The organism is Methylobacterium tardum (genome assembly GCF_023546765.1).
Taxonomy (GTDB): Bacteria; Pseudomonadota; Alphaproteobacteria; order Rhizobiales; family Beijerinckiaceae; genus Methylobacterium; species Methylobacterium tardum.
The window spans coordinates 1,895,116-1,910,211 of record NZ_CP097484.1 but is presented as its reverse complement, the minus strand read 5'-3'; the positions used below and the strand labels follow the sequence as shown (position 1 = coordinate 1,910,211).

Here is a 15,096-nt window from a genome sequence, read left to right as displayed (position 1 = left end):
CTGGGTCGGCATGGCCGCTGCATCCTGTCGCCCCACCGCTCGGGGAGCCGTAGAGCCCTCACGGCGCTTCCCCCCTTTGCGATGCGGCCCGACCGGCCGCGGACGGGGAGGGCGGCATGGACGCGCACGGGCGGGAATCCGACAGGCATCTCGGCCAGGCCCATACCCGGGTCGAGGGCCCGGACAAGGTCACCGGCCGGGCTCTCTACAGCTCCGATCTGACCGGGCCGGAGACCGGCGCGGCCCACGCGGCCCTGGTGACCAGCACGATCGCCCGGGGCCGCATCACCGGGTTCGACCTCGCGGCCGCCGCGCGGGTGCCGGGGGTTCTGGGGATCTTCACCCACCGGGATTTCGCGGGCGCGGTGGCGCCGGTGAAGCACCTGATGGCCGGCGGCTATGTCAACAGCTCGCACCGGCCGCTGGATTCCGACGCCGTGGCGTATGCCGGCCAGATCGTGGCGCTGGTGGTCGCCGAGACCCTGGAGGCCGCCGAGGCCGCGGCCGGCGCGGTCACGGTCTCCTACGCGGAGGAGCCCGCCGCCGGCGGCTTCGACGCGCCCGGCGCCGAGACCGTGCGCCTCGCCGACCTCAAGCCGCACCACGAGGACATCGCCCGGGGCGACGCCGAGGCGGGTCTGCGGGAGGCCACCGTCCGGGTCGAAGCGCGCTACGCGACGCCGGTCCAGCACCACAACCCGATCGAGCTGTTCACCACCCGGGCCGCCTGGGACGGCGACCGGCTCACCGTGTACGAGCCGACCCGCTATGTCGGCGCCGTGCAGCACGGGCTCGCGGTGCAGCTGGGGCTCAACCCCGCGAACGTGCGGGTGGTGGCGGGCCTGATCGGCGGCCATTTCGGCTCGAAATTCGCGCTGTCGCAGCACACGGCCCTCGTCGCCCTCGCGGCGCGGCGCCTCGGCCGTCCGGTCTCCCTGGTGCCGAGCCGGCGGCACTGCTTCACCATCGCCAATTACCGGCCGGAATCGCGCCACACGATCCGCCTCGGCGCCGACCGGACGGGCCGGTTCACCGCCCTGGTTCACGAGGCCGAGACCGTGACCTCGCGCTTCGATCCCTTCGTGATGGAGGGCGCGGAGGTGACCGCCAGCCTCTACGCCTGCCCAAACATCCGCACCGAGGAGCGGGCCGTCCGCGTCGACCGCAACACGCCCGGGCCGATGCGGGCGCCCCCGGAGGTACCGTTCCTGTTCGCCCTGGAGAGCGCCGTCGACGAGATGGCGGTGGCCCTCGGCATGGACCCAATCGACCTGCGCCGCCTCAACGACACGGCAATCGATCCGGTCAGCGGAAAACCGTTCTCGACCCGGCCGCTGATGGCCTGCTTCGACGCGGGCGCGCGAGCCTTCGGCTGGTCGCGCCGGGTGCCGCGTCCGGGGGCCATGCGCGACGGTCCCTGGCGGGTGGGTCTGGGCTGCGCGACCTCGGTGCGTCCCGTGAAGATCGCCGCCGCGACCATGCGGGTCCGGCTCGGCCCGGACGGGTCGGCAGAGGTGGCCTGCGCGCATCACGAGATCGGCAACGGCATCACCACGCTGCTCGCCATGGGCGCCGCGGACGGGCTCGGCGTGCCGGTGGAGCGGGTCACGGTCCGGCTCGGCGACACGGACCTGCCGGCCGCCGGCATCTCGGGCGGGTCGAGCACCACGACCAGCCTGATGAGCGCGCTGGCGCTCGGCTGCCGACAGATCCGCGAGGTCCTGGCGCAGGCCGCGACCGGGCAGGGGGGCCGCCTCGCCGGCCGGGATCCGGCGCGCTTACGCCTCGCGGGCGGCCGGCTCATCGCCCCGGATGGGACCGGGATCGCGCTCGCAGAGGCGATCGGCTCAGAGGGCGTCGAGACCGTCGCGGCCTTCGTGCCCGAGGGCGGCGACCGGGACACGGCGCTCAAGGGGCTCCACGGCGGCCATATCGGGCTCGCCTTCGGCGGGGCCGGGAAGGCCGTGGCCTGGGCATTCGGAGCGCAGTTCGCCGAGGTCCACGTCCATGCCGAGACCGGCGAGATCCGGGTGGCGCGGCTCACCGGCGCCTTCGCGGCGGGACGCATCCTCAACCCGCTGACCGCGAAGAGCCAGCTCACGGGCGGGATGATCTGGGGCCTCGGCTCGGCGCTGCTCGAGGAGACGGTGCTCGACGGCGCCGCCTACCGCAACCCGGATCTGGCCGAGTACCTCGTCCCGACGGCAGCCGACGTGCCGGAGGTCGAGGCGCTGCTGGTGCCCGATCCCGACGATCAGGTGGACGCGCTGGGGCTGAAGGGCCTGGGCGAGCTCGGGATCATCGGGGTGAACGCGGCCATCGCCAACGCAATCCACCACGCCACCGGCCGCCGGATCCGCAGCCTGCCGATCCGCCTGGAGGATGTAGCGTAGAGGAGGGCGGCTCTCCTCCCCGGCGATCCCGGGCTTGCCCGGGATCGCCGGGGAGGAGTTGGAGGTGGGGGTGGTGCCGGATGAGGCTCGGTGGCTCCTTCTGAACCACCCCCACCCCTAACCCCTCCCCGCAAGGGGGAGGGGAATAACGCGTGCGCTCCCTACTCCATCGTCGGCGCGAGCTTCTTCACGCTTGCCACGTCCTCGCCGAGCCACGCCGCGTTCTTGGCGGTGCCGTCGAAGGTGGCGCTCGTCTTGAACAGCTCGTACTTGCCCTCCAGCGCATAGGGCTTCGAGCGCGACAGCAGCTCGGCCACCGCCGCCTTGTCCATCGGCTTGAAGGTCTTCACCGCCTCGAAGGCCTGATCGAGGTCGCGCTGGTTCTGGATGCCGGTGATCACCACCGAGACCGGCAGGTTCAGCGAGAAGTGCAGGTACTCGAGCGGCTTGATCGGCGCGTCCGCCTTCAGAATCACCCCGTCGCCGAAGGTCTTCATGGCGAGCGGCGCGATGCCGTTCTGCACGAGATACGGCAGGACGAGGTGGCTGAACGAGCGGAAATGCGCGTCCATCACGTTGACGGGCATCTGCACGGAATCGAAGTGGAAGCCGCGCTCGGCGGCAACCTCCAGCATCTGCAGGTGGATGCGCGGGTCCTTGTGGCCGGTGAAGCCGATGTAGCGCAGCTTGCCCTGCTTCTTCGCCTCCAGGAAGCCCTCCATGGCGCCGCCCTCGGCGAAGACCCGGTCGGGATCGTCGTAGCGCAAAATCTCGTGGTGCTGGACGAGGTCGATCCGGTCCGTGCGCAGGCGCAGGAGCGACTGGTCGATCTGCTTGCGCGCCTCCTCCTTGGTCCGCCCGTCCATCTTGGACATCAGGAAGACCTTGTCGCGGTAGCCGCCCTGGGCCAGGGCCGCGCCCATGCGCAGCTCGGAACGCCCCTCGTTGTAGTCCCAGCAATTGTCCATGAAGGTGATGCCGCGGTCGATCCCGGCATGGATCAGCCGGGTCGCCTCGTCGTCGGTCACCGCGCTCTTGCCGAGGTGGAACCCGCCCATCCCGATCGCCGAGATCTTCTCCGACGTCTTGCCGAAGGTCCGGTAGAGCATCTCGCCCCGGCGCTCGCCGGGATCGGTGACGAAGGGCAGGTCCGCCGGGTCCTGCGGGCGGGTGTTGGGGAGGCCGGGGGCGTTCACGGCCGCACCTGCGCTGCCGGCGCCCGCGAGGCCCGCGCCGAGCACGGCACCCTGAAGGAAGCTGCGGCGTTCCATCGGCTGTCTCCGTTCGAGAATATCCAGGTGAGGGCAGGTAACGGTTCGTGCCGCGTCATCGTTCGCGCTCCTCGGCGAGGCGTCCTGCCGCGTGCAGCAGGCGCAGGGCGGCGCAGGCGGCGCCGTAGCCGTTGTCGATGTTGACCACCGTGATGCCGGGGGCGCAGCTCGCCAGCACGGCGTCGAGGGCGGCGCGGCCGCCCGCGGCGACGCCGTAGCCCACGGAGGTCGGGACCGCGATCACCGCGCCCGCCACGAGGCCGCCGACGACGCTCGGCAAAGCCGCGTCCATGCCGGCGGCGACGTTCACCACCGGGTGCGCGCGGATCTCCTCGATCCGCGAGGTCAGCCGCCACAGGCCGGCGACGCCGACATCGGCGAAGAGCGAGGCCGCCCGTCCGGCATAGGCCAGCACCCGCAGGGCCTCGCGGGCGACGGGCACGTCCGAGGTGCCGGCCGCCACCACGGCGACGCGGGCCGGGCCGCTGACCCGCGGCGGCTCGCCGAACACCGCCGTGCGCGAGACCGGGCAATAGTCGAGCCGGGCCGCCGCATCGAGCCGGTCCCGCTTTTCCGGGTCGAGACGGGTGAGGAGCAGCGAGGCGCCGCGCGCCCGGGCGGCCTCCAGGATCGCGTCGATCTGCTCCGGGCTCTTGCCGGCGCAGAAGATCGCCTCCTCCAGGCCGATCCGCTCGGGCCGGGCGAAATCGAGGGTGAATTCTTCGGCGATGCTCACGGCCGGGCTTCCGTCTGATCGACCAGGAAGGCGCTGCCGACCCGGTAGGGCGCGAACCGGACCGGGCCGGCGAGTCGCGCCGGCGCGATGTCCCGGATGCCCGCCCCGAGCTTTTCGCGATCCGCGGCGTCGAGGGCGGCCAAGCTCCCGGGATCGAGTTCTACCACCACACCCTCGGCGCGCACCCGGCACCGGACCGCGCGCTTGGCGCCGCTCTCCGCATCGAGCGCTCCGCCGACCAGCCGCTCGACGGCGTGGATGAAACCCAGGGTTTCCGGCTCGATCGCGATGCCGGTCTCGACCCGGCTCGACAGGCACGGGGCGGCCGGCAGCTCCGCCACGGCCCCGAGGCCGAGGTCGCGGGCGAGCGCCCGGACGGAGGCCTTGTCGAACCCGGCCTCCACGTAGGGGTGGCGGACGCCGTGCTCCCGGGCGGCGTCGAGGCCGGGGCGGTACTCGCCGAGATCGTCGCGGTTGGCGCCCGACAGGATCTGCCGGTCGGTGACGCGCCGGACCGCGCCGTAGAGGTTGGTCTTGCAGAAGAAGCAGCGGTTGACCGGGTTCGCCCGGTAGGCCGGGTCGGCGAACTCGCCGGCCTCGATCACCCGCAGATCCCAGCCCTCGCGGGCGGCCTCGGCGCGGACCCGCGCGGTCGCCTCCGCGGGCACGGCCGGCGAGACCGCGTGGACCATGAGGGCCGCCCCCGGCGCCAGCCGGTGGGCGAGGGTGGCGAGCGTCAGGCTGTCGACCCCGCCGCTCACCGCCACCGCGACGGGGCCGAGGCCGGCGAGGACCGATTCGAGATGCTGGCGCGTCACCGCTCCTCCTGCTCCTGTTCCAGCGCGAGCCGCTCGGCCTCGCGGCGCAGGGCGGCCCGGACCGCGTGGCCCGCATGGCCGCGGGCGTCGTCGGCCTCGGCCTTGGCGGTGCGCCCGCCCGGCCGCTCCACGACCTTCACGCGAACGGACTGGCCGTCGTGCTCGACCGTGCGGGCGGCGCGCGCGAGCATGGCGCCCTCCACCCTGTGGTAACGCAGGCCGATGGTCGTGGTCTCCCGGAAGCAGGCCGCGATCGCCGCCGCGAGGCTCTCCGGGCTGACCAGGACCTGGATCCGGGCCATCATCCGGCCCTTCTTGCCGATGACCGGCATCTGCACGACGTCCACGATACCGGGCTCGGCCCGCAGACGGTCGAGGCCCATGGCGAGGTCCTCGCCGGACTGGTCGTCGACCTCGAAGGCGATCACCGCGAGATCCCGCCGGCCGGGGCCGGACGCGGCGCCGTCTTCCAGCACCAAAGCGCGCAGGCAGTTGCTCAGGCCCGGCAGGACCTTCGTGCCGAAGCCGATGCCGGTGCGACCGAGGATGCCCCGGGGGCGGCCCCGCCCAGGATCGTCGCCGCAGAGATGGCGCAAGATCGCCGCCCCGGTGGGGGTGACGCGCTCGCCGGGTATGCCGTCGTCGAGGGTGGAGAAGCCCGCGAGCAGCAGCGTCGTGGCGGGAGCCGGGACGGGGAGGGGGCCGTGCTGGGTCCGCACCCGGCCGGAGCCCAGCGGCAGGGCCGAGACGCTCCAGCTCCGCGCCTCCAGCGCGGCGATCAGGTGGGCGGCGGCCACGATGTCGGCGATCGAGTCGAGGGCCCCGACCTCGTGGAACGCCACCGCCTCGACCGCGATGCCGTGGACCCGGGCCTCCGCCGCGGCGAGATGGCCGAAGATGCCCAGGGCGTGCGCCCGCACCGCCGGCGCGAGGTCGGCCGCCTTCAGCGCGGCGCGGATTTCCGACCAGGGCCGGTGGCCATGACGGCCCCCATGAGCGTGACCGTGCCCATCCCCATGACCGCTCGCGGGATCGTGGTGATGCCCGTGATCATGCCCGTGGTCATGCCCATGACCCTGCCCATGAGCATGGCCCTCGTGCGTGTGATGGCCGTGCCCGGCGGGTTCGGGCTCCGCGTCGGGTCCCGAGACGACAAAGCGCGCGCCGGACAGGATGCCGTCGTTGTGCGGGCGGAGCGCGCAGGCGATGCGGGCGTCGACCGCCCGGACGCTCGCGTGCACCCCCTCCTGGTGCTCGGGAAAGGCGTCCAGCAGCGCGGCGGCGAACATGTCGCCGGCCACGCCGCCGAGCGCGTCGAGGTGGATGTGCATCGTCTGCCGGTCGACCTGCCGCGGAACTCGGGAGTCCCGCTCAGATCGGCCCCGCCCGCCGCAAGGCAAGGTTTGCCCGGTGACGCATGCGGCGCCCCAGGCCGCGGCGTATCGACCGCGGCGTTCAGGTGAGCTGCAGATAGGCCGGGTCGAACAGCCCACGCTCCATCAGAGCGCCGAGGTCGCGGATCGCCAGGCGCCGGCTGCGGAGTGTGACGAGGCCGCTGGTGCGCAGCTCCTTGAGGGTGCGGTTGATGTGCACGCTCGTCTGGCCGAGGGCGTCGGCGAGGTCCGGCTGGGTCACCGGCATCGGCAGCGTCGTTCCGTCGGCGAGGCCGACCCGCGCAAGCCGCAGGTGCAGCTCGCAGAACAGGTGCGCCAGACGCTCGATCGCCGAGCGGCGGCCGACGCTGGCGATCCACTCGCGATGGATGGCGACCGTGGAGAGCGTCTCGCGCCACAGGCATTCCTCGATCACCGGCCGGCCTCGGACGGCGTCGCTCATCTGCTCCGGGGTGATGCGCGCGACCGTGACCGGGGTGAGCGCCCCGATGGCGTGGTCCATGCGCGCCCGGCGAAACACGAACGGATCGCACATGTCGCCGGGCAGCAGCAGCGCGACGATCGCCCGCCGCCCGTCCGGAAACTGCTTGTAGCGGCAGGCCCAGCCGTCGAGGATGAGGTGGGTGTGCTGCGCGTCGCCGTGCTGCCCCTCGATGTCCTGGCGGGGCGCGACGTGGCGGATATGCTGGCGCGCGAGGCCGTCGAGGACCGCACGGTCCTCGGGCGCGAGCCGGACATGCTGCTCCAGCTTCCGCACGAACGGGTTATCCACGACCGCCTCCGGTCAGATCGCGGCCGCGCCGAGGGCGCGCGCGCGGGCACGCTGATCCGGGGGCGCCGGCACCCGGGACCGGGCCTGCCGCCGCGTCGCGCGGCCCGGCCCAGAGGCGCCGGATGGTCCGCTGATCCACTGGTCCGCACGCCAGCGTCGCCGAAGGTGTCGATGAAGTATCGAGGCACGGATAATTCTATTCGCAAAAGGCAAGCGGTCTTCCGAACCTCGAAGTCCGGATCTTCTTGAGCGGCTTGTGCCTGGGCCTGAGAAACGCGCGCCAACCTGTGTTAAGGCGCCCCGCCGCATGTTTGTCACGGACGCAGCGGCGCTCCCCATTGCTGCCGCACGGGCCGCGCGAATGAGGGGCGCCGCCTGACCGGGGGACGGGATGGCCTATTCCGCCGCGGCTCCCACCGTGTCGGCCATGCGCGCCCGGCGCGTACCCAGGGGCTGGGGCTCGCCGACGGTCGTGTCCTCGGCGGTCTGATGCTCCATCTCGGCATTCACCTGGGCACCGATCAGCACGATCATGGTCGAGAGCCAGATCCAGGTCATGAAGCCGATGGCCGCGCCGAGCGAGCCGTAAGTCTTGTTGTAGCTGCCGAAATGGGCGACGTACCAGGAGAACAGCAGCGAGGCGACGATCCACAGCACGGCCGCCAAGGCGCCTCCGGGCGTCACCCAGCGCCAGCGCGGCGCGTCCCGGCTGGGTCCGTAGCGGTAGAGCAGGGCGAGCCCGAGCAGGACCGCCACGAGCAGCGTCGGCCAGCGCAGCAGCGTCAGCCACCACGCATCCGTGCCGAGCCCGACATACGACAGCACCACCGGCAGCACCACGATGGCCGACAGCGCCAGGATCAGGAACAGCAGCGCGCCGGCCGTGAAGGCGAGGGAGACGAGGTTGAGCACGATGAAGTTGCGCTTCTCGCGCTCGTTGTAGACGAGGTTGAGCGCGTCGAAGACGTGCTTCACGCCGCCATTGGCGCTCCAGACCGACAGGGCGATGCCGAGGATCAGGCTGAAGCCGAGCGTGGTGTTGCCCTGCTCGTTCAGCCGCTTGACCTGATCGCCGACGATCTCCAGCGCCCCCTGGGGCAGGATGCCCTGCAGGCTGGCGAGCTGGTCGTTGATGGTCGAGGCGTCGGCGATGAGCCCGTAGCAGGACACCAGCGCCGCCACCGCCGGGAAGATCGCCAGCAGCGTGAAGAAGGTGACGCCGGCCGCGATCAGCGACAGGCGGTTCTCGCCGATGTCGTGATAGGTGCGCAGCGCGATGTCCTTCCAGCCCTTGGCGGGGATCTCGGTCGGACCCGAGGCGGTGCGCCCGCGATCGGCCTGGCTCCGGGCGACGGCCTCAGCCTCGCCACCCTCATGCGAGGGCGAGGGCCGCCGGGCACCGTCCTGGCTGCCGCCCCCATGACCCGCGCGATGACCCGTCCGGCCGGAGGATCCGCCGGCCGGCCGCGCCGCCCGGCGCGGGAACGCGACCAGGCCGATCAGCGCGGTGGCGAGCGCCAGCGTCCAGACCGTCGAGGCGTGCCCCTCGGGACCGGCGGCCTCGGCGCGGACTGGATCGGGGGCTGGCATCGGCGGACCTCAGGGGTTGGACATCGGGCAAGCGTCGAACGGCACCCATGAAGGCACGTTCGAATGGCCGCAGCCGCGAAGGGGAACGCCGTCATGCACGCAACGGTTCGCCGTGAAGTTGCAAAGCGGCGTGGAGAACAGGCATGGCGCGGCTCAAGGGCGGGACGGTCGTCATCACGGGCGCCTCGAGCGGCATCGGCCGGGCCGCCGCCGAGGCCTTCGCGGCCCGGGGCGCCCGGGTCGTCCTGGCGGCACGCCGGGCCGCGGTGCTCGGCGAGATCGTCCGGGGCCTGCGCGCGTCGGGCGCCGAGGCCGTGGCAATCCCCACCGACGTCACCGACCCGGATGCCGTGACGGCCCTGGCCCGGGCGTCGATCCGCACCTTCGGCGGCATCGATGTCTGGATCAACAACGCGGGGGTCGGCGTGTTCGGCCCTCTGCTCGACGCGCCGCTCGACCTGCACCGGCAGACGATCGCGGTGAACCTTATGGGCGCGGTCCACGGCGCCTACGCGGTGCTGCCGCACTTCCTCGACCGCGGCCGGGGCACGCTGATCAACACGGTGTCCATGGGCGGCTGGGCGCCGACACCCTTCGCGGCCGCCTACACGGCGAGCAAGTTCGGCCTGCGGGGCTTCTCGGCAAGCCTGCGCCAGGAACTCGCCCGCCACCGGGACATCCATGTCTGCGGCGTGTTCCCCGCCATCGTCGACACGCCGGGCCTGGAGCACGGCGCCAACGTGACGGGCAAGCGGCTCAATCCCGGACACCTGTTCTACGCACCCGAGGCCGTGGCCGAGACCTTCATCCGCCTCGTGCACCACCCGCGCGACGAGGTGGCGGTCGGCTGGCCGGCCCGCCTCGCGCAGGTGGGCTACGCCCTGGCCCCGTATCCGACCGAGCACCTCATGGGCCTCGGCTTCCGCGGCGCCCTCGACCGGGCCGATCCGGGCCCGCGCACCCACGGCGCCCTGCGCGCTCCGTTGCCGCAGGGCACGGGCGCGGACGGGGCTGGCGCGCCCGGAAAGGCGTGCCGTCCGCCGGAGCGCTGAGCGTGGGCTTCGCCGCGGCCGGAGCCTGCGCGGCCCTGCTCGTCGGTGCCGCGGCGGCGCGGCGGTTCAGCCCCCGGGCCTGAGGCCCCGTTCGGGCAAAGGGCTAACCCATGTTGCGGCATGGGGCGCCTCGGCGCGCCACAACCGGTCACACGGGCGCGACCGGCCCGCACGCCGACGACCGGACCTGAATGCCCGTTACCGAAGGCTCATCGCTGCTCGATCCCGTCGAGGATTTCTCCCTCGCGGACGCGGCCGGGGATCCCGTCGAGGAGACCCGGCACGGCCTGCCTGAGGCGGTGCGCGCGCATCTCGGCACCCTGCTCGGCCATGCCTACGACCGGATCGGCCCGGCGCCGGGGGCGACCTCGGATCGCTTCGCCGAGTTGCTAGCGCGCCTCGAGGCCGCGCTGGTGCAGGCCGAGGGCGAACGCGACGGGACGTTCCGCGCGGGTCTGCTGGAGGTGGTGCCGGCGCTGCACCGGTTCGCCGTCTCCCTGACCCGCGACCCGGCTGCGGCCGACGACCTCGTGCAGGACACGCTGCTGCGCGGCTGGCGCGGGCGCGGGGGCTTCACCCCCGGCACCAATCTGGAAGCGTGGCTGTTCACGATCCTGCGCAACGTCTTCTACAGCCAGCACCGCAAGCACGGCCGCGAGGTCTCCGATACCGACGGCAACCACGCCGAGCGGCTGACCAGCGTGCCCGAGCAGGGCGGCCATCTCGACCTTCAGGACGTGCGCGCCGCCCTCGACCGGCTGGCGCCGGTGATGCGCGAGGCGCTGGTCCTCGTCGCGATCGAGAACCTGAGCTACGAGGAAGCCGCCGCCGTGATGAACTGCCGGATCGGCACCGTGAAGAGCCGCGTCTGGCGCGCCCGCGAGCAGCTCGCGCGGATGCTCGGCTACAGCGGCTCCGAGATCGGCAATGACGGGGTGATGCTCTCGGTGACCGGCGCCACGGTCTGATCCGGTCCCCGGGCAGCCTTCCGTCGCGTCTCACGAGCGGCGCGAGGGCGTCGCATGTGGCAGCGCCCTGACGTTCTGCGCTTCGGCCGCAAAGACGGCGGCGCAGCGGTTCCAGACCCGAGACGAGACGCTTTCGGCGCGCCGTCGCCGATTGGCCGCATCGACCGGATCAGACCCAAGCCGGTCCGGCTTTCAATGCCGAATACGAGAATTCGACATTTCTCTCGCGGTATTCAGCGACGAATTTGACTTAGGTGAAAGCGCGCCGGCCCGCTCCTGGGCGACATGAAGCGGGTTGGGTCGATCCGTCGGCTCGGCTCGGCTCCCGTCGGTGCGACATCCCCCCGATCCACCGATGGGAGCCCCCGTCCGGTTCCCGGACCGGGGACGCGCTCACTGAGAGGCCCTCAGGTCGAAGCGCCGCCCGCCCGGTCCGCGTCGAGCTGCTGCAGCAGCTCCGCCAGCCGCGGATCCAGAGCCTCGTCGATCACCGGATCGTAGAGCGCCCGCAATTGCTGGCCGAGCCGCAGGCGCGTCCGCGCGTCGAGGATCGGGCCGCTCGCGACGGGAACCACCCGCAGGGCTCCCGGCGCGCCGCCGGACGCAGCGCGTGCGGGAGGTCTCGGGGCGGCACGCTGGTGTTCGGGTTGGGGCATGCCTCCTACATCGGCCCGGACCGGCGCGACGGCAACCACCCGGCCCGGCGGAGTTTCAGGCATCGTCCTCGGGCGCGAACACCTCGCCCTTCTCCGCCAGGACCGTGTCGGCCTCGTCGCGGGCCAGCGCGTCGCCGGCGGGGACGGCCGCCGCGTCACGCCCGAACAGCCGCGCGAGCGCGCCTTCCCAGCCGGGCGGCAGGGCTTGCCCCTGCCCGGCAAGGATCTGCCCGACGCGCCGGCAGACCCGCTCCCAGGCCGCCGCATCCAGCGCGGTGAAGTCGGTCCCGAGACCGAGCTCGGTCCCGGCGCGCGTCGCGGCCTCGGCCCATCCGGGCGGCGGGAACGGCGTGTCGGTCATGGTGTGCAGCCTCGTGCCGGATCAGGGAGGCGGATAGATAGGGCATCCGCGGCCAGCGGCCCCGGGACGGGCGCCGGGTCTCAGCGCAGCCCGTGGGCGGCGAGCTCCTCCGGCACGAGCGCGGCGGCCTCCTGGCGCGCCAGGATCGCCGCGAGGGTGGCCGGGCGATCATTCCAGGCATCGACGCCGACATCGCAGGAGCGGGTGGTGTCGGGCAGCCAGCCGTGGCTGTGTCCGTAGAGGTGGCGCGTCTCCCGCCACAGGCCCGGCCAGGCCCGGTGCGCGTAATGCGACAGGAACAGGCGGTGCGCGTGTCCCTGCGCGTCCGGGACCGACAGGCGAACGCTGTCCACCGGCGGCTCCGCCCAGGGCAGATCCAGCACCCGGTTCGAATCGTGGTTGCCGCGGACGAGGCGCTTCGTCCCGTTCAGCCGCGCGAAGATCGCCGCGCAATGGTCGCGGCTCGCATGGGCGGCGAAGTCGCCGAGATGCCAGACGGAATCCTCCGGTCCGACGACGGCGTTCCAGCCGGCGACCAGGGCCTCGTCATGGGCCTCGACGCTGCCGAAGCGCGCCCGGCGATGGCGGAGGATGTGCGGATCGCCGAAATGCGTGTCCGCGGTGAAGTAGATCGCCATTCCGTCGAGACCCGCGCCCGAGATCGCATCCACGATACCGTCACGGCGGTCCGTACGGTTCCGGAGCGAGGTGGGCCGGGCTGCGCCCCGAGCAAGGCTGCGCGGCATCCTGCCTCCGGACTGCGCCCGGGCCAGGCGCTATGATCCGCCCGGTGCGGCGCCACGCGGCTGAGGCGATGCTGGATCCCGACATCTATGCCCATCTGCTGGACGCGGCCGGCGCGCATCCGCCGCTGCGTGCGGCCCTCGTGGAGGCCGGGCCGATCGCCATCGCGCCGCCCACGCACCCGAGCGTCGCGGATCGCCTGTTCGTCGAGGTGGTCAACCAGCAGCTCTCCACCCGGGCCGCCGCGGCGATCTGGGCGCGGATCGAGGCCGCAGCCGCTGCGGCGGCCTCGAGCCCGCGCGGCCTGTTCGAGGCCGGTGACGCGGATCTGCTGCGCGGCTGCGGGATCTCGGGCAACAAGGTCCGCGCCCTCCAGGCGATCGTCGCCGCGGAGGCCGCGGGGCTGCTCGGCCCCGACCTCGCCGGGCTTCCGCACCCGGAGCGCGCGGCGATCCTGTGCGGCATCCGCGGCGTCGGCCCCTGGACCGCCGACATGGTCGGCATCTTCCATTTCCACGACCCGGACATCTGGCCCGAAGGCGACGTGGCGGCGGTGGGTTGCCTGCGCCGCCTCACCGGCCGAGACGACACGCGCGACGTGGCAGCGGCCTTCGCGCCGTACCGCTCGATCCTGGCCCGCTACCTGTGGCGCATCAAGGACAATGCCGTGGCGGAGCCCGCCAGCGCGCCGCGCCCGGAGCCTCGGCCCGGCACCGGAAACCGGGTGACGGCCGGCCGGGGATCGGCTATCCGTCGGCGCCGCCCGGGCCCGTAGCTCAATGGTTAGAGCCGGCCGCTCATAACGGTCTGGTTGCAGGTTCGAGTCCTGCCGGGCCCACCATGCGGCCTGTCCGGCGCCCGTCAGGCTGCCCGCGTCGCCGCGGAACCGTTCGACCGCTCGCGGGTCTACCAGGCAGATCTCATGGCGCGACAACCTTCAGCCCGCCCGGCTCGCCGGCGCGGGTTTTTCTCGGGCCGGTGCCGATGCGTCGGCACCATCAATCCATGTTGGAAAACGCACAGAACCGCTGCCCTGACCGTGGGTTACCTCCTGGAAGGTGGCTCACGGAGAGGGCGATGGCCCCGCTCCTTCTTCGCCATTCACGACGGCCAGTTCCAACCCGATACTGAAGGAACGGAGTGCGCGGATTTCGAGGCGGTCCGCCGGGAGGCGATGATCAGCCTGCCGGAAATCGCGCGCTGGATCATCCCGAGCGACGGCGACAATCACGCCTTTACCGTGCTGGTCCGGGACGAGAGCGGGGCTGTCGTCGACACGGCCACCCTGACCTTCGCGGCCCTGAGGCTGGACAGCGGGCCCGACGCCGGGCGCGGCCCGAACGGGTTAGCGGCCGTGCCGCTCGCCCGCGATCGGCCTTGAACAGGATGCGCCCGCTGGCGTTGCCCCTCTGTCGCCCTCCAGAGGCGGCGCGAGGAAACACGCGAGGGCTCCCCATGAAGACGCTGATATCCCTGATCGCCGCCGGTCTCCTGGCAACGGGCTCGGTGGCCCTGGCCGCCGAGGGCACCAACGCGTCCGGCAGCGCCGCTCCGCACGGCAACCGCATGCAGGGCTCGCCGAACGCGGCCGGCTACACCGGGAAGAGCGACACGACCGGCTCGACCGCTGTCGGCGCGCCGGGCTCGGAGATGCCGAAGCAGGACGGCCGGATGCAGGGCTCGCCGAACGCGGCCGGCTTCCAGAAGGATCGCGGCGGCACCGGCAGCTCCGGCGGCCGCTGATCCCGGCGCGCCCCGTCGGACGGACCGGGTTGAACCCGCGCGCCGGCGTTGCGATAGGCCGCCGGCAGCCGCGGCGGCGCTGCGCCACGAGGACGATCCATGAAGCACGGCGCGCGCAACGACATCCCTGCCACGGTGACGGCCATCAAGCGTGGGGATGTCATGGCGCAGGTCGAGGTGGAGCTCGTCGGGACCACCTACCGCATGGCCTCGGTGACGACGGTTGATTCCCTCGAAGAGTTGGGTCTCAAGGAAGGCGACACCGTCCACGTCCAGGCCAAGGCGGTGAACGTGCTGCTCGTGAAGCCGTAGCGGCGGCACGGGGTTCGCATGGGCGAGGCCGCGAGGCCTGCCCACCGCTTCGGCGGATCGGTCATCCAGCCGTCATCGGGCTGGCCTAGGGCGGCGCCTCTCGCCCAAGCCAGCCCCTGCGATGACGGAATGCGTTGACCCGATGGATTGGTTCGATCTGCCTGACGACACCCACCGGCCGGCGGACGCCGATCAGAGCCGGATGCGGCTGTACATCGCCGCCGGCCTGCTCGGCATCGGCGCCCTGGGCATGGTCGGCGGCCTCCTGCACATCCTGCCGGCCTGA

16 protein-coding genes, 1 tRNA gene and 1 pseudogene are annotated in these 15,096 nt (G+C 72.6%); 9 read left to right on the top strand and 9 right to left on the bottom strand.

Features of this window, described 5'->3' with window-relative positions; all coding sequences use genetic code 11:
* Positions 1-116 precede the first annotated feature (116 nt).
* On the top strand, positions 117-2,393 hold the full coding sequence (locus M6G65_RS08970) for a xanthine dehydrogenase family protein molybdopterin-binding subunit (RefSeq protein ID WP_238195778.1): 2,277 nt from the start codon (positions 117-119) through the stop codon (positions 2,391-2,393).
* 161 nt (positions 2,394-2,554) lie between these two features.
* Here M6G65_RS08970 and M6G65_RS08965 read toward each other — a convergent pair whose 3' ends face one another.
* From M6G65_RS08965 to M6G65_RS08940, 6 genes are all read right to left on the bottom strand, one after another.
* A complete protein-coding gene (locus M6G65_RS08965; RefSeq protein WP_238195779.1) occupies positions 2,555-3,664 on the bottom strand; it encodes an aldo/keto reductase in 1,110 nt (369 codons plus the stop codon).
* A gap of 55 nt (positions 3,665-3,719) precedes the next feature.
* Positions 3,720-4,400 carry a nickel pincer cofactor biosynthesis protein LarB gene (gene larB, locus M6G65_RS08960; protein ID WP_250103836.1) on the bottom strand — a complete coding sequence of 227 codons (681 nt, stop codon included), beginning with the start codon at positions 4,398-4,400 and terminating at the stop codon, positions 3,720-3,722.
* The gene (gene larE / locus M6G65_RS08955) at positions 4,397-5,218 is read right to left on the bottom strand and encodes an ATP-dependent sacrificial sulfur transferase LarE (protein ID WP_238195781.1); all 822 of its coding nucleotides are present in this window, start codon (positions 5,216-5,218) and stop codon (positions 4,397-4,399) included. Before larE ends, larB begins: the two co-directional genes overlap by 4 nt.
* Positions 5,215-6,549, bottom strand: coding sequence for a nickel pincer cofactor biosynthesis protein LarC (gene larC, locus M6G65_RS08950; RefSeq protein WP_238195782.1), 1,335 nt, complete (start codon positions 6,547-6,549; stop codon positions 5,215-5,217). The genes larE and larC overlap by 4 nt, the downstream gene beginning before the upstream one ends.
* Positions 6,550-6,673: 124 nt before the next feature.
* Positions 6,674-7,384, bottom strand: a complete 711-nt coding sequence (locus M6G65_RS08945; RefSeq protein ID WP_238195783.1) for a Crp/Fnr family transcriptional regulator — start codon at positions 7,382-7,384, stop codon at positions 6,674-6,676.
* A gap of 396 nt (positions 7,385-7,780) precedes the next feature.
* Positions 7,781-8,974 carry a YihY/virulence factor BrkB family protein gene (locus M6G65_RS08940; protein WP_238195784.1) on the bottom strand — a complete coding sequence of 398 codons (1,194 nt, stop codon included), beginning with the start codon at positions 8,972-8,974 and terminating at the stop codon, positions 7,781-7,783.
* Between the two features lie 143 nt (positions 8,975-9,117).
* Here M6G65_RS08940 and M6G65_RS08935 point away from each other — a divergent pair.
* Positions 9,118-10,109, top strand: a pseudogene (locus M6G65_RS08935) (SDR family oxidoreductase).
* Between the two features lie 108 nt (positions 10,110-10,217).
* Positions 10,218-10,994, top strand: a complete 777-nt coding sequence (locus M6G65_RS08930) for a sigma-70 family RNA polymerase sigma factor (protein WP_238195786.1) — start codon at positions 10,218-10,220, stop codon at positions 10,992-10,994.
* A gap of 407 nt (positions 10,995-11,401) precedes the next feature.
* Here M6G65_RS08930 and M6G65_RS08925 read toward each other — a convergent pair whose 3' ends face one another.
* From M6G65_RS08925 to M6G65_RS08915, 3 genes are all read right to left on the bottom strand, one after another.
* Positions 11,402-11,650, bottom strand: coding sequence for a hypothetical protein (locus tag M6G65_RS08925; RefSeq protein WP_238195787.1), 249 nt, complete (start codon positions 11,648-11,650; stop codon positions 11,402-11,404).
* 55 nt (positions 11,651-11,705) lie between these two features.
* A complete protein-coding gene (locus tag M6G65_RS08920; RefSeq protein ID WP_238195788.1) occupies positions 11,706-12,011 on the bottom strand; it encodes a hypothetical protein in 306 nt (101 codons plus the stop codon).
* Between the two features lie 80 nt (positions 12,012-12,091).
* Positions 12,092-12,649 carry a metallophosphoesterase gene (locus tag M6G65_RS08915; protein WP_238195848.1) on the bottom strand — a complete coding sequence of 186 codons (558 nt, stop codon included), beginning with the start codon at positions 12,647-12,649 and terminating at the stop codon, positions 12,092-12,094.
* A gap of 152 nt (positions 12,650-12,801) precedes the next feature.
* Here M6G65_RS08915 and M6G65_RS08910 point away from each other — a divergent pair, with 152 nt between their 5' ends.
* The 6 genes from M6G65_RS08910 (at position 12,802) to M6G65_RS08885 (ending at position 15,096) form a co-directional block, all read left to right on the top strand.
* Positions 12,802-13,530, top strand: a complete 729-nt coding sequence (locus tag M6G65_RS08910; RefSeq protein ID WP_238195789.1) for a DNA-3-methyladenine glycosylase family protein — start codon at positions 12,802-12,804, stop codon at positions 13,528-13,530.
* A tRNA-Ile gene (locus M6G65_RS08905) sits at positions 13,521-13,596 on the top strand. Before M6G65_RS08910 ends, M6G65_RS08905 begins: the two co-directional genes overlap by 10 nt.
* Positions 13,597-13,677: 81 nt before the next feature.
* Positions 13,678-14,136: a DUF6894 family protein gene (locus M6G65_RS08900; protein WP_430929556.1), complete on the top strand. Its 459-nt coding sequence runs from the start codon at positions 13,678-13,680 to the stop codon at positions 14,134-14,136.
* Between the two features lie 74 nt (positions 14,137-14,210).
* Entirely contained in the window at positions 14,211-14,498 is a 288-nt protein-coding gene (locus M6G65_RS08895; RefSeq protein ID WP_238195790.1) for a hypothetical protein, read from the top strand.
* A gap of 99 nt (positions 14,499-14,597) precedes the next feature.
* Positions 14,598-14,810, top strand: a complete 213-nt coding sequence (locus M6G65_RS08890; protein ID WP_238195791.1) for a TOBE domain-containing protein — start codon at positions 14,598-14,600, stop codon at positions 14,808-14,810.
* Between the two features lie 142 nt (positions 14,811-14,952).
* Complete coding sequence (locus M6G65_RS08885) at positions 14,953-15,096, top strand: hypothetical protein (RefSeq protein ID WP_192709256.1); 144 nt, start codon at positions 14,953-14,955, stop codon at positions 15,094-15,096.

Bases quoted from the DNA above. Each gene is read 5' to 3' on its own strand.
- M6G65_RS08900 (WP_430929556.1), top strand. From the start codon at position 13,678: ATGGCGCGACAACCTTCAGCCCGCCCGGCTCGCCGGCGCGGGTTTTTC.
- M6G65_RS08965 (WP_238195779.1), bottom strand. From the start codon at position 3,664: ATGGAACGCCGCAGCTTCCTTCAGGGTGCCGTGCTCGGCGCGGGCCTC.
- M6G65_RS08970 (WP_238195778.1), top strand. From the start codon at position 117: ATGGACGCGCACGGGCGGGAATCCGACAGGCATCTCGGCCAGGCCCAT.
- M6G65_RS08940 (WP_238195784.1), bottom strand. From the start codon at position 8,974: ATGCCAGCCCCCGATCCAGTCCGCGCCGAGGCCGCCGGTCCCGAGGGG.
- M6G65_RS08930 (WP_238195786.1), top strand. From the start codon at position 10,218: ATGCCCGTTACCGAAGGCTCATCGCTGCTCGATCCCGTCGAGGATTTC.
- M6G65_RS08895 (WP_238195790.1), top strand. From the start codon at position 14,211: ATGAAGACGCTGATATCCCTGATCGCCGCCGGTCTCCTGGCAACGGGC.
- M6G65_RS08915 (WP_238195848.1), bottom strand. From the start codon at position 12,649: ATGGCGATCTACTTCACCGCGGACACGCATTTCGGCGATCCGCACATC.
- M6G65_RS08925 (WP_238195787.1), bottom strand. From the start codon at position 11,650: ATGCCCCAACCCGAACACCAGCGTGCCGCCCCGAGACCTCCCGCACGC.
- larC (WP_238195782.1), bottom strand. From the start codon at position 6,549: ATGCACATCCACCTCGACGCGCTCGGCGGCGTGGCCGGCGACATGTTC.
- M6G65_RS08885 (WP_192709256.1), top strand. From the start codon at position 14,953: ATGGATTGGTTCGATCTGCCTGACGACACCCACCGGCCGGCGGACGCC.
- M6G65_RS08890 (WP_238195791.1), top strand. From the start codon at position 14,598: ATGAAGCACGGCGCGCGCAACGACATCCCTGCCACGGTGACGGCCATC.
- M6G65_RS08920 (WP_238195788.1), bottom strand. From the start codon at position 12,011: ATGACCGACACGCCGTTCCCGCCGCCCGGATGGGCCGAGGCCGCGACG.